The 12,791-nt window shown below is 68.4% G+C and carries 12 protein-coding genes; 7 read left to right on the forward strand and 5 right to left on the reverse strand.

The features are described 5' to 3' along the window. Window positions 1-35: 35 nt before the first annotated feature. The 3 genes from AWC16_RS00755 to AWC16_RS00765 are packed head-to-tail and all read left to right on the forward strand — an operon-like array spanning window position 36 to window position 3,599. Window positions 36-1,676: a long-chain fatty acid--CoA ligase gene (locus AWC16_RS00755; protein WP_085262925.1), complete on the forward strand. Its 1,641-nt coding sequence runs from the start codon at window positions 36-38 to the stop codon at window positions 1,674-1,676. Beyond that, window positions 1,676-2,734: an NAD(P)H-dependent amine dehydrogenase family protein gene (locus AWC16_RS00760; RefSeq protein ID WP_085262926.1), complete on the forward strand. Its 1,059-nt coding sequence runs from the start codon at window positions 1,676-1,678 to the stop codon at window positions 2,732-2,734. Before AWC16_RS00755 ends, AWC16_RS00760 begins: the two co-directional genes overlap by 1 nt. 4 nt (window positions 2,735-2,738) lie before the next feature. Further along, the gene (locus AWC16_RS00765; RefSeq protein WP_085262927.1) at window positions 2,739-3,599 is read left to right on the forward strand and encodes a patatin-like phospholipase family protein; all 861 of its coding nucleotides are present in this window, start codon (window positions 2,739-2,741) and stop codon (window positions 3,597-3,599) included. On the opposite strand, the gene AWC16_RS00770 is transcribed toward AWC16_RS00765, so the two are convergent. Next, complete coding sequence (locus AWC16_RS00770; RefSeq protein WP_085262953.1) at window positions 3,596-4,642, reverse strand: patatin-like phospholipase family protein; 1,047 nt, start codon at window positions 4,640-4,642, stop codon at window positions 3,596-3,598. The two genes, AWC16_RS00765 and AWC16_RS00770, sit on opposite strands and share 4 nt — an antisense overlap. Before the next feature lie 277 nt (window positions 4,643-4,919). Between AWC16_RS00770 and AWC16_RS00775 the strand changes: the two genes are divergently transcribed. Together AWC16_RS00775 and AWC16_RS00780 are read left to right on the forward strand one after the other, a co-directional pair. Continuing rightward, on the forward strand, window positions 4,920-5,456 hold the full coding sequence (locus AWC16_RS00775; protein WP_085262928.1) for a cysteine dioxygenase: 537 nt from the start codon (window positions 4,920-4,922) through the stop codon (window positions 5,454-5,456). A gap of 11 nt (window positions 5,457-5,467) precedes the next feature. Beyond that, window positions 5,468-5,854: a rhodanese-like domain-containing protein gene (locus AWC16_RS00780; RefSeq protein ID WP_085262954.1), complete on the forward strand. Its 387-nt coding sequence runs from the start codon at window positions 5,468-5,470 to the stop codon at window positions 5,852-5,854. Between the two features lie 91 nt (window positions 5,855-5,945). Here AWC16_RS00780 and AWC16_RS00785 read toward each other — a convergent pair whose 3' ends face one another. Genes AWC16_RS00785 through AWC16_RS00795 form a run of 3 tightly spaced genes read right to left on the reverse strand, consistent with a single transcriptional unit; the run spans window position 5,946 to window position 9,473 of the window. Next, a complete protein-coding gene (locus AWC16_RS00785; RefSeq protein ID WP_085262929.1) occupies window positions 5,946-7,640 on the reverse strand; it encodes an alpha/beta hydrolase in 1,695 nt (564 codons plus the stop codon). Between the two features lie 9 nt (window positions 7,641-7,649). Beyond that, the gene (locus tag AWC16_RS00790) at window positions 7,650-8,423 is read right to left on the reverse strand and encodes an enoyl-CoA hydratase (RefSeq protein ID WP_085262930.1); all 774 of its coding nucleotides are present in this window, start codon (window positions 8,421-8,423) and stop codon (window positions 7,650-7,652) included. 21 nt (window positions 8,424-8,444) lie between these two features. Beyond that, window positions 8,445-9,473, reverse strand: a complete 1,029-nt coding sequence (locus AWC16_RS00795; protein ID WP_109561231.1) for an enoyl-CoA hydratase/isomerase family protein — start codon at window positions 9,471-9,473, stop codon at window positions 8,445-8,447. A 211-nt stretch (window positions 9,474-9,684) separates the two neighbouring features. Between AWC16_RS00795 and AWC16_RS00800 the strand changes: the two genes are divergently transcribed. Together AWC16_RS00800 and AWC16_RS00805 are read left to right on the forward strand one after the other, a co-directional pair. Continuing rightward, window positions 9,685-10,533, forward strand: coding sequence for a Bax inhibitor-1/YccA family protein (locus tag AWC16_RS00800; RefSeq protein WP_085262931.1), 849 nt, complete (start codon window positions 9,685-9,687; stop codon window positions 10,531-10,533). Between the two features lie 130 nt (window positions 10,534-10,663). Next, on the forward strand, window positions 10,664-11,509 hold the full coding sequence (locus AWC16_RS00805; RefSeq protein ID WP_085262932.1) for a hypothetical protein: 846 nt from the start codon (window positions 10,664-10,666) through the stop codon (window positions 11,507-11,509). 53 nt (window positions 11,510-11,562) lie between these two features. Here AWC16_RS00805 and AWC16_RS00810 read toward each other — a convergent pair whose 3' ends face one another. Beyond that, window positions 11,563-12,780 carry an acetyl-CoA C-acetyltransferase gene (locus AWC16_RS00810; RefSeq protein ID WP_085262933.1) on the reverse strand — a complete coding sequence of 406 codons (1,218 nt, stop codon included), beginning with the start codon at window positions 12,778-12,780 and terminating at the stop codon, window positions 11,563-11,565. Between the last annotated feature and the right edge of the window lie 11 nt (window positions 12,781-12,791).

Raw genomic sequence — 12,791 nt, forward strand, 5'->3', positions numbered from 1 at the left:
GCCCATGCCGGATGTCGGCGTGATCGAATAGGCCGATGCACAGCACCATGCAGAGCTGGCCGTTGACGGTCGGCGCCATCCTGCGGCATGCCACCACCATCCACGGTGCTCGCACCGTCACCACCATGACCGACGACGGGTTTCGGGCCACCACCTACGCGGAGCTGGGTAAGCAGGCGGCCCGGTTGGCCAATGCGCTGCGGCGCCTCGGCATCACCGGCGACGAGCGGGTGGCCACGTTCATGTGGAACAACACCGAACATCTGGCCGCCTACCTGGCGGTTCCGGCGATGGGCGCGGTGCTGCACACCCTCAACATCCGGCTGTTCGCCGAACAGATCGTCTTCGTCGCCAACGAGGCCGAGGACAGGGTGATCCTGGTCGACGCGTCCCTGATACCGCTGCTGGCGCCGGTGCTGGCACAACTGGAGACCGTGCACACCGTGATCGTGGTCGGTGACGGCGACCCCCTGTCTTTCGAAGCGTTGGAGGCCTCCGGCACGACCGTGCTGCGCTACGCCGAGCTGCTGGCCGCCGAGGCCGACGAGTTCGACTGGCCGGTCATCGACGAGAACTCCGCGGCCGCCATGTGTTACACCAGCGGCACCACCGGCAACCCCAAGGGCGTGGTGTACAGCCACCGGTCCAGCTACCTGCACTCCATGGCGGGATGCATGACCAACGGCACCGCGGTCGGCTCGGAAGACTGCGTGCTGCCCATCGTGCCGATGTTTCACGCCAACGCCTGGGGGCTGCCGTATTCGGCGCTGATGGCCGGCGCGGACCTGGCTCTGCCGGACCGGCACCTGGACGCCAAGTCATTGGTCGCCCTGATCGAGGCGCAGCGGCCCACCGTGGCCGGTGCGGTGCCGACCATCTGGAACGACGTCATGCACTACCTGGATCGTGAACCCGGCCATGATATTTCGTCACTGCGGATGGTGGCCTGCGGTGGGTCGGCGGTCCCGGTGTCGTTGATGCAGGCCTTCGAGCAGCGGCACGGTGTGCAGGTGCGGCAGCTATGGGGCATGACCGAGACCTCGCCGATGGCCACCATGGCGTGGCCGCCGCCGGGCACCCCGCCCGAGCGGCACTGGGCGCTGCGCGGCACCCAGGGACGGCCGGTGTGCGGTGTCGAGGCCCGCATCGTCGACGACGAGGACCGGGTGCTGCCCAACGACAACGAAGCGGTCGGCGAGCTGGAGGTGCGTGGTGCGTGGATCACCGGCGCCTACTACCGCGGCCAGGATGAGGCCAAGTTCTCCTCCGGCTGGCTGCGCACCGGCGACGTGGGACGCATCGACGAGCAGGGCTTCATCACCCTGACAGACCGGGCCAAGGACGTGATCAAGTCCGGTGGCGAGTGGATCTCCTCGGTGGAGCTGGAGAACGACCTGATCGGCCACCCCGATGTGGTGGAAGCCGCGGTGGTCGGAGTGCCCGACGAGCGCTGGCAGGAACGGCCGCTGGCCGTGGTGGTGGCCCGGGAGGGTTCTGAGGTTAGCGCCGCAGACCTACGAAAATTCCTGTCCGACAAGGTTGCCCGCTGGTGGCTGCCGGAGCGCTGGACGTTCGTCGAGAAGATTCCGCGCACCAGCGTCGGCAAGTACGACAAGAAGACCATCCGGGCCCGATATGCCGAGGACCAATACCAAGTGAGCGAGGTGCGTGACTGATGAGCCTGCGTGTCATCCAATGGGCAACCGGTTCGGTCGGGGTGGCTGCCATCAAGGGGGTGCTCGAGCATCCCGACCTCGAACTGGTCGGTTGCTGGGTGCACTCGAAGTCCAAGAGCGGCAAGGACGTCGGAGAACTCATCGGTACCGCGCCGGTGGGCGTCACAGCCACCGACAGCGTCGATGAGGTGCTGGCCCTCGACGCCGACGCGGTGATCTACGCGCCCCTGCTGCCCAACCCCGACGAGGTCGCCGCGCTGCTGCGTTCCGGCAAGAACGTCGTCACCCCGGTCGGCTGGTTCTACCCGACCGAGAAGGAGGCGGCCCCGCTGGAGGCAGCCGCACGTGACGGCAACGTGACCCTGCACGGCGCCGGCATCGGTCCGGGCGCGGCCACTGAACTGTTCCCGCTGCTGCTGTCGGTGATGTCCACCGGCGTGACATTCGTTCGCGGCGAAGAGTATTCGGACCTGCGCACCTACGGCGCCCCGGATGTGTTGCGGCACGTGATGGGGTTCGGCGGCACCCCGGATCAGGCGCTGAGCGGCCCCATGCAGAAGTTGCTGGACGGCGGATTCCGTCAAGCGGTGCGGCTGTGCGTGGACCGCATCGGCTTCGCCGCCGACGAGCGCATCCGCTCATCACAGGAGGTGGCGGTGGCCACCGCGCCGATCGATTCCCCGATCGGGGTCATCGAACCCGGCCAGGTCGCCGGCCGACGGTTCCACTGGGAAGCCACCGTCGGCGAGGACGTGGTGGTACGGGTCACGGTCAACTGGCTGATGGGCGAGGAGAACCTCGACCCGCCATGGGATTTCGGCCCGGCCGGGGAGCGCTACGAGATGGAGGTGCGGGGCAACCCGGACACCTTCGTCACCGTCAAGGGTTGGCAGCCCGAGACCGTCGAGGCCGGCCTGATCAGCAACCCCGGCATCGTGGCGACCGCGGCGCACTGCGTCAACGCCATTCCGGCGACCTGTGCCGCCCCGGCCGGTATCGCCGGGTTCTTCGACCTGCCGCTGATCACCGGCCGGGCCGCCCCGGGCCTGGCGCGCTGAGCGCATGACGTCCAAACGCGCCCTGGTGCTGGCCGGCGGGGGAGTGGCGGGCATCGCTTGGGAGACCGGCGTGCTGTGCGGCATCGCCGACGAGTCCCCCGCCACGGCGGCGGCACTGCTGGAATCCGATGTGCTGGTGGGGACTTCGGCCGGCTCGGCGGTGAGCGCCCAGATCGGCAGCGGGACCGGTCTCGATGAGCTGTTCGCCCGCCAGGTCGCCGACACCTCACCGGAACTCGATCCCGGGGTGGGCGGCGAGGAGATCGCGGAGCTGTTCCTGACCGTGATGACCGCACCGAACACCTCGGCCGTGCAGAAGATGCAGCGCATCGGCGCGGTGGCGCTGTCGGCCGAGACGGTCCCGGTCGCGGTGCGCCGCCAGGTGATCGAGCGCCGGCTGCCGTCGCACCGGTGGCCGGACCGCTGCCTGCGGATCACCGCGATCGACATCGACACCGGGGAACTGGTGGTGTTCGACCGGGATTCGGGAGTTGACCTGGTCGACGCGGTGGCCGCCAGCTGTGCCGTGCCGGGGGTCTGGCCGCCGGTGGTGATCGGCGGGCGGCGCTATATGGACGGTGGAATGCGCAGCGGGATCAATCTCGACGTCGCCGATGATTGCCAGGTGGCCGTGGTGCTGGTGCCCTCCGGGGAATCGTCGCCGTCACCATTCGGTGCCGGTGCGGCCGCCGAGGTCGCGGCGTTCGGCGGGCGCGTGTTCGCGGTGTTCGCCGACGGTGTTGCGGTGCGCGCCTTCGGCAGCAACCCGCTGGACCCGGCGTGCCGGGTGCCGTCGGCGCGGGCGGGACGCGAACAGGGCCGACAGCACGCCGCCGCCATCGCCGAGTTCTTGGCCAAGGGCTAAATCGACTTCATCGAGTCGAGCGCGCGGCCGGCGAGCTCCCGGCCGACGTCGATCAGCTCGGCCGCGCGGTGGAAGTCCAGGCTGCGACAGGCCGTGCGGGGCACCTCGATGAGCAGATCGGGTGGATGCGACGCCAGCTGATGGCGGGCCAGCGCCGCCTGGGCGATGTCGATGGTGCGGTTCATCACCTCGAAGCTGCCGAGTTTGGGCACCCCCGGCACGCCGGATGCCGACTCCTCGGCCTCGGCCTCGTCCTCGTCGGGTCCATACCGTTCGGGTTCACCGCTGCTGAACCGGTCCAGGACCGCCCGTGCCGTCGGACGGTCCAGCAGCGACCGCACCCCACTGGTGTCCAGCAGCGCAGAAGTGCTGCGCAACATGCGATTCAGCCGCCCGGCCGGCGCGCCCCGCTCCGAATCCTCCGCGGCCGGGCCGGCCGCCGCCGGGTCGCCCCCATTGAGGCTCACCGCCACCGTCAGGTCGGCGTTGACGGCGCTCAAGGGTGCCATCGGCAGCGGGTCGAGGATCCCGCCGTCGGCCAGCAGACGGCCGTCGACCACATGGGGTGCGATCAACCCGGGGATGGCGATCGAGGCCCGGATGGCGGTGTCGACCGGACCGCGCTGCAGCCACACCGACCGGCCCGCGATCAGATCGGTCGCGACGGCGGTGTAGGGAACCGGCAGTCCTTCGATATCGATGTCGCCCAACATGTCCCGGACGACATCGAGAATCTTGCCGGCCCGCAGCACCCCGGCCGAGGTGAACGACGGGTCCAGCAGTCGCAGCACCGCACCCTGGGTGAGCGACTTGGCCCACTCGGCGAATTCGTCGAGGTGCCCGGCGGCCTGCAGGCCACCGACCAGCGCACCCATCGACGACCCGGAGATTCCGACGATGTCGTAGCCGCGCTCGCGCAGTTCGGTGATCACCCCGATGTGGGCGTAGCCGCGCGCGCCGCCGCTGCCCAGCACCAAAGACACCCGGGGTGGCCGGGATGCCTGGGGCGCCTGCGATTCCTGGGACGCTCCCGCAGAGGTCATGTCCACCATTTTGCGGGCAATACCGCGTCGGTTCTTTCTGTCATGGTGATTACAACCGTAGTGGCCGGACGAACATGCAGGTCACAGCGGGTATCCGGGGCGTGGAACAGGCCGGGATCCGCCCCGTGGGGCACGACGGACCGGTGCGCCGGGCGTCGCAGCCGCCTACCATTGCCGCTGTGATGGAGCACGTCGGATCCCAGGGTTGTTGTTGCCGCAGCTGAAGGCTGCCCGACCCCGGTCTTGAATCCACCCATCCATATCTGGAGTTCTCACCATGACTATCGCTGATCCGATCGCGTTGCGGCGTCCGGTCTCCCGGCCGCGCTCGCTGCGCCTGCCCGACCTTCTGCAGACCACCGACCTGGCTGCCGACGCGGTGCTCGCCGGCCGCTACAACGACCTGCTGCCCGCCTCGGGGCTGCCCGACGACAATCGCTGGTTCGCCCGAATCCACGGCGACGAGCGGCTCGACATCTGGCTGATCAGCTGGGTGCCGGGACACGCGACCGAACTGCACGATCACGGCGACTCGCTCGGCGCGTTGACCGTGCTGTCCGGATCGCTGGACGAATTCCATTGGGATGGGACTCAGTTGGCGCAGCGACGCCTGGAGGCCGGAGACCAGGCCACGTTCACGCGTGGCTGGGTGCACGACGTGGTCTGGGCGCCGTCTCCCGAACCGTCCGGCCCTACGTTGAGCGTGCACGCCTACTCACCGCCACTGGCCGAGATGTCCTACTACGACGTCACTGCCGGGGGCACTCTGCGCCGGCAGCGCACCGAACTCACCGAACACCCAGAGGCGTCGTGACCGCAACCCAGTTGACCAGCCGTATCGACGGGATACTCGCGTCGGCGCGGGCCCGGCTGCGCCGGCTGACCGCCGACGAGGTGCCCGCGGCGCTGCGCGAGGGGGCGCTGCTGGTCGACATTCGGCCGGCAGCCCAGCGCGCTCTGGAGGGGGAGGTGCCCGGCGCGCTGGTCATCGAACGCAACGTGCTGGAGTGGCGCTGCGACCCCACCAGTGACGCCCGGCTGCCGCAGGCGGTCGACGACGACGTGCAGTGGGTGATCCTGTGCTCGGAGGGCTACACCTCAAGCCTGGCGGCGGCCGCGCTGCTGGACCTGGGCCTGCACCGCGCCACCGACGTCATCGGCGGGTATCACGCACTGGCCGCCGCCGGGGTGCTGGTCGCGTCGAGCAAATAGCCCGCTCCGGAACGCCTCAGTGGTGGTGTGAGTGATGGTGCCCCGGAGTGCGCGGGACAATGCCATTGTTGGACCACGGTGCCCCCTTCCATCAGCTGCTCTCGTCGGAATGCAGACGGTGTCGCAGTTGGCCGGTTTTCTCCGGCGTCCAGCCCGGGGGCTGCAGCACCGCCGCCCAGCCGTCGGCGACATCCTGGGTGTAGTGGTGACCATGCCCGGACGGCACGTCGATCGCGACCGCCAAGTCGGCGGAGACCTGCAGGAACGTCACCACCGGCAGCCAACGCATTTCGGGCAGCACGTCGTAGCCGCGCGGTTCGCTGAGCCAGGCGGGTTTCTTGAACAGCAGCCGGGGATTCCACCACGCGATCGGGTCGGAAGCATGCTGCAGGTAGGTCACCCGCGGGCTCTCCCAGGCGGTGTCCGGGCGGTGCAGGTCGTCCGGACGTGCCACGAACCGCACATGGCGGCCGTCCCGGTAGATCGGCAGCCATTGCGGCGAGCCCGGATCGCGGGTGGCGGTCAGATCGGTCCAGACGGTGTTCTGGAACGTCGGCCCGGAAAACAGCGCTCCGTCCGTGCGGGCCAGCACGTTGTTGAGGTTCATGAACGGGGCCTCGCCGCCGAATGACCCCAGGCTCTCGCCGAACACCACCAGCTTCGGGCGCCGCGACTCCGGCAACTCCCGCACCAGCCTGTCGACCGCTTCGAAGAGCATGGTGCCGGCTCGGCGGGCGTTCTCCTTGTCCACCAGGAAGGACAGCCAGCTGGGCAGAAATGAGTACTGCATGCTCACGACAGCGGTGTTGCCGTTGTACATGTACTCCAGCGACGTGGGATCCGGCGAGGTGACCCAGCCGGTGCCGGTACTGGTCCCCACGGCGACTATCTCGCGGTCCAGCCCGCCGGCACGCTGCAGTTCCCGCGCGGCGAGCTCGGCGGTCGCGGCGATCCCGTCGGCGGAGTGCAGCCCCGCGTAGACGCGGATCGGTTCTTTCGCCGGCTTTCCGTTGAACGCGGAGAGGTCGGCGACGGTGGGGCCGCTCCCGACGAAAACCCGGCCCTCCCGGCCCAGCGACTCCCACGAGGCGAGTGATTCCGGACCGCCGGAGCGGTACCGGCTGTCCGGTGCGGCGGTGTCCGGACCCATCTCGTTGTTGACCGCGTCGAAGGTGTGGTTCAGGGTGCGCATCGCGACTTTCACCACCACGCCGTTGAGCAGGGCGATGACCAGAGCCACCAGCAACGACACCGTGACCACCGCGGAAATCCGCGGCGGCGCAACCCGATTGAGCTGCCCGATCAGAAACCGGGTCAGGCGCCGGATCAACTGACCGATCTCCACCAGCGTGAAGAGCACGATCACCGACAGCAGCGCGGCCCACGGATAGGCGAGCCAGTCCAGATGCGGCACACCCATCAGATCCCGCACCCGGTCCTGCCAGACGTGGAACCAGAAGCTCATGCCGACAAGGCCGGCGACGGCCACCGGGACCAGCACGGCCCAGGCCCAACGCGGGGCCGGCGGGCTGGAATCTGCAGACCGCATGTAGCGGACCAGCCACACCGCGAACACGCCCAGGCCATAACCGACGGCTCCGGAAGCGCCGCTGACCAGGCCCTGGAACAGCGGGCCGCGAGGCAGCAGCGACGGTGTCAGCGACAGCCAGATGAGCACCACGCCGCACGCGGTCCCGGTGAATGTGTAACGCCGGACCCACCAGGGCTTGGTGGGCGGCTCCGGCGGTACCGGCTCGGCGGCGGCCACCACGGCTGTGTCGGACACCCGGATCTCCTAGCGGTGGGTGAAATTCGGTGCGCGCTTCTCGGTGAAGGCCGCCATGCCCTCGGTCTGGTCGTCGGTGGCGAATGCCGAATGGAACAGCCGGCGTTCGTAGAGCAGCCCTTCGGCCAGCGTGGATTCGAAGGCCCGGTTCACCGCCTCCTTGGCCATCCGGGCCGCCGACAGGCTCATCCCGGCGATGGTGGCCGCCACCTTGCCGGCCTCGGCCAACAGGTCGTCGGCCGGGACCACGCGCGACACCAGGCCGGAGCGTTCGGCTTCGGCGGCGTCGATGGTGCGGCCGGTCAGGATCAGGTCCATCGCCTTGGCCTTGCCGATGGCCCGGGTCAGTCGCTGCGAGCCGCCCATGCCGGGCAGCACGCCGAGCTTGATCTCCGGCTGGCCGAACTTCGCGGTGTCGGCGGCGATCAGCACGTCGCACATCATCGCCAGTTCGCAACCGCCGCCCAGGGCGTGCCCGGCCACCGCGGCGATCGTCGGGGTGCGTACCGCGGCCAGCTTGGACCAGGCGGCGAAGAAGTCGGCGGCGAACACGTCGGCGAAGCTGAGGTCGGCCATCTCCTTGATGTCTGCCCCGGCGGCGAATGCCTTGGCGCTGCCGGTGATGATGATCGCGCCGATACCCGAGTCGGCGTCGAATTCGGCTGCGGCGGTGGTGACTTCGTTCATCACCTGGCTGTTGAGGGCGTTGAGTGCCTGCGGCCGGTTCAAGGTGATGGTGCCGACGCGTCCGTCGCGGTCGACGAGGATCGTTTCATATGACATGGCAAGGGCTCCTTAAAACACTTAAAACACTAGGTCGGGTTCGGCGGGGGCGAAGTACGTCTCGATGTCGGCGGTGGTCACCTCGGCCAGGGTGGCCGGCGACCACTGCGGGTTGCGGTCCTTGTCGACCAGCTGGGCGCGGATTCCCTCCACCAGGTCATGGGAGCGCAGCGAGGCACACGACACCCGGTATTCCTGGACCAGAACGTCTTCCAGCGTGGCAAGCTCACTCGCCCGCCGCACCGCGGCCAGCGTGACCGACAACGCGATCGGCGAGCGGGTGCCGATCAGCTCGGCGGCGGCGTTGGCCTCGGGGCTGGCGTGTCCGGCCAGCGCGGCCACGATCTCAGCGACGGTGTCGTGGGCGTAGCACTCGTCGATCCAGTCGCTGTGTGCGGCAAGCGGACTCGGTGGCGGTTCGACTGCGTGGGCGGCCAGCGCGCCGTCCACGCCGTGGGCGGTGATCGCCGCGGTGAAGGCGTCCAACTCCGAATGCGGCACGTAGTGATCGGCGAAGCCCAGGGCGATGGCGTCCGGGCCGGAGAACGGGGCGCCGGTCAGTGCCGCGTGCAGGCCCAGGTTGCCCGGCGCGCGCGACAGCAGATAGGTGCCGCCGACGTCGGGGATGAACCCGATGCCCACTTCGGGCATGGCCATCTTGGTGGTGTCGGTGACCACCCGGGTGTTGGCGTGCGCCCCGACCCCGACGCCGCCGCCCATCACGATGCCGTCCATCAACGACACGTACGGCTTGGGAAATCTGCCGATCTGCGCGTTGAGCAGGTACTCGTCGTACCAGAACCGGCGCGCGTCGGCGCCGTCGGCTTTGGCGCTGTGGTAGATCGCAACAACGTCGCCGCCGGCGCACAGCCCGCGCTCGCCGGCCCCGGCCAGGACCACCGCTGTTACCGCCGGATCATCGGCCCAGGTGGTCAGCGCCGTGGTCATCGCGGTGACCATCGGAAGGTTCAGCGAGTTGATCGCCTTCGGCCGGTTGAGTGTCAGCAGGCCGACCCCATCGGCAACGCGGGCCAGGATGTCGGGGTTCAGGGCGTCGGGGTTCAGGGCGTCGGGGTTCAGGGCACTGCCAGATTCGCCTGTCACGCCTTCGCAATGTAGATCCCTAGCCGCGGTCGCCGATCCGCGGGTAAGGTTTGGCGACAGAACGACCCGAATGCCGTCGGGAACTCTGGCGGGTCGGTCAACGTTGAACCAGTGTTCGCAAACCTTCGCTTCAGAAGCATAAGAGAGGATCGGGACGGTGCGGGAGACCAGCAACCCGGTATTTCGTTCGTTGCCCAAACAGGGCGGTTACGCGCAGTTCGGTACCGGTGTCGCCGGCGCCACTCAGCAGGTCGGCCAGACTTACCAGGTCGATCCGGCTGTTTCGCAGTACCAGCGGGAGGTCACTCGCCCGCTGACCATCGACGACGTGGTCACCAAGACCGGCATGACGTTGGGGGTGCTCAGCGTCGCCGCGATCATTTCCTACTTCCTGGTGGCGGCCAACCAGGCGTTGGCAGCTCCGCTGACCTTCATCGGTGCGTTCGGCGGTCTGGCCCTGGTCATGGTCGGCGTGTTCGCCCGCAAGCAGGACAGCAAGGCCCTGGTGCTCAGCTACGCGGTGCTTGAGGGTCTGTTCCTGGGTGCCATCTCGTTCGTGCTGACCGCGGTCACGGTCGGGACCAGCAACGCCGGCTCGATGATCGGCCAGGCCGTGATGGGCACCTTCGGGGTGTTCGCCGGCATGCTCGTCGTCTACAAGACCGGCGCCATCCGCGTCACTCCTAAGTTCACCCGCATGCTGGTCGCCGGAATGTTCGGCGTGCTGGCCCTGATGATCGGCAACCTGGTGCTGTCGCTGTTCGGCGTCGGCGGGGGTGAGGGCCTGGGCCTGCGCAGCGGCGGGACCCTGTCGATCATCTTCTCGCTGGTGTGCATCGGTATCGCCGCGTTCAGCTTCCTGATCGACTTCGACGCCGCGGACCAGCTGATCCGGGCCGGGGCGCCGGAGAAGGCGGCCTGGGGTATCGCACTCGGCCTGACCGTGACCCTGGTCTGGCTGTACCTGGAGATCCTGCGCCTGCTCAGCTACTTCCAGAGCGAGTGACCTCCAGCCTTACCCATTGACTCTGCGCTGAGGGCGCCAAAGTGCGAGTAGCACCAGCCCTCAGCGCAGAGTCATTTCTACTTGTGGATGACCGTCACCGTGCCGGCGTCGAAGCTGCCACCATCTGGCCATGGAGGAGCCCTTCATCGGCAGCGAGGCGTTGGCGTCCGGGGCGCTGAGCAGGCATGAGCTACGCACGTATTGCACGGCTATCCTGCCGAACGTCTACCTGGACAAGCGCACCCAGCCCACACTTCTGCAGCGGACGTTCGCCGCGTGGCTGTGGTCGGGTCGGCAGGCCGTGGTGGCGGGAACAGCTGCATCCGCACTGCACGGCGCGAAATGGGTCGACGACGCTGAGCCCATCGACCTGATCTGGCCGAACGCCAGGGCGCCGCGGGGTGTGCGGACCAGGGATGACCGACTCCTTGAGCACGAGACCCAACGACGTCGGGGCATGGTGCTGACCTCGGTCGAGCGCACGGCGTTCGACCTGGGCCGGCGCGGACCACTTGGTCATGCGGTCGCCAGGCTCGACGCGCTGGCGAACGCCACGCATTTCAAGGTCGACGACGTTGCGGAGCTGGCGGCACGGCACCGGCATACTCGCGGCCTGCGGCAACTGGAAATCGCCCTGGATCTGGTCGACGCGGGGGCGGAGTCGCCGAAAGAGACCTGGCTGCGCCTCTTACTGATCAACGCCGGATTCCCCCGGCCGCAAACCCAGATCCCCGTGCTAGGCCCGGACGGCTATCCGAAGTACTTCCTGGATATGGGTTGGGAGGGCATCATGCTCACCGTCGAATATGACGGCGATCAGCACCGCACCAGCCGGCCGCAGTTCGTGAAGGATGCCGAGCGCCTCGAGTACATCCAAAGTGTCGGCTGGATGCACATCAAGGTGCTTGCCGAACACCGGGGCTACGATGTGATCCGCCGCGTCCAGCGTGCCTGGGATGCGTTGAGTCTGCGCTGAGGGCGGGCGCTACTCGAACTTTCCCGCCCTACGCGCAGAGTCAACGGGAAAGGTTAGGCGAGGCGCTCGACCACCATGGCCATGCCCTGGCCGCCGCCCACACACATGGTCTCCACGCCGAAGGTCTTGTCGTAGGTCGCCAAGTTGTTCAGCAGAGTGGCGGTGATGCGGGCGCCGGTCATACCGAACGGGTGACCCAGTGCGATCGCCCCGCCGGACACGTTCAGCTTGTCCTCGTCGATGCCCAGCTCGCGGGCCGAGCCCAGCACCTGCACGGCGAAGGCCTCGTTGATCTCGAACAGGTCGATGTCGGAGACCGACATCTTCGCGTTCATCAGCGCCTTCTTGACGGCTTCGATCGGGCCGAGACCCATGATCTCCGGCGACAGGCCCGACACCGCGGTGGACACGATCCGGGCCAGCGGCTTGAGACCCAGCTCCTTGGCCTTGGTGTCGCTGGTGATGATCACCGCGGCAGCGCCGTCGTTGAGCGGGCAGGCGTTGCCGGCGGTGATCGTGCCGTTGGGCCGGAACACCGGCTTGAGCTGACTGATCTTCTCGTAGGTGGTTCCGGCGCGGGGGCCGTCGTCGGTGCTCACCACGGTGCCGTCGGCCAGGGTGACCGGGGAGATCTCCCGCGCGAAGAAGCCGTTCTTGATGGCTTCCTCGGCGCGGTTCTGGCTGCGCACGCCCCAGTGGTCCTGGTCTTCGCGGCTGATCCCGGTGTGCAGCACGACGTTCTCGGCGGTCTGGCCCATCGCGATGTAGATGTCGGGCACCAACCCGTCGGCACGCGGGTCGTGCCATTCGCCTGAGCCGGCCGCAGCGGCCTCGGTGCGGGCCTGGGCCTCCTCGAAAATCGGGTTCTTGCTGTTCGGTGCACCGTCGGCGGCACCGATAGCGAACTGCGACACGGTCTCCACCCCGGCGGAGATGAAGGCGTCGCCCTCGCCGGCCTTGATCGCGTGGAACGCCATCCGGGTGGTCTGCAACGACGACGAGCAGTACCGGTTCACGGTGGTGCCCGGCAGGAAGTCATAGCCGAGCAGTACCGCGACCACCCGCGCGATGTTGTAGCCGGACGCGCCGCCCGGCTGGCCGCAGCCCATCATCAGGTCGTCGATCTGGTGCGGGTTCAGCTCGGGCACCTTGTCGAGGGCGGCGCGCACCATCTGGGCGGCCAGGTCATCCGGCCGCATGGTGACCAGCGATCCCTTACCGGCCCGGCCGATCGGCGAACGAGCAGTTGAGACGATGACGGCTTCGGGCACGGTGACTCCTT

It is taken from the genome of Mycolicibacter longobardus, assembly GCF_002102265.1.
Taxonomy (GTDB): Bacteria; Actinomycetota; Actinomycetes; order Mycobacteriales; family Mycobacteriaceae; genus Mycobacterium; species Mycobacterium longobardum.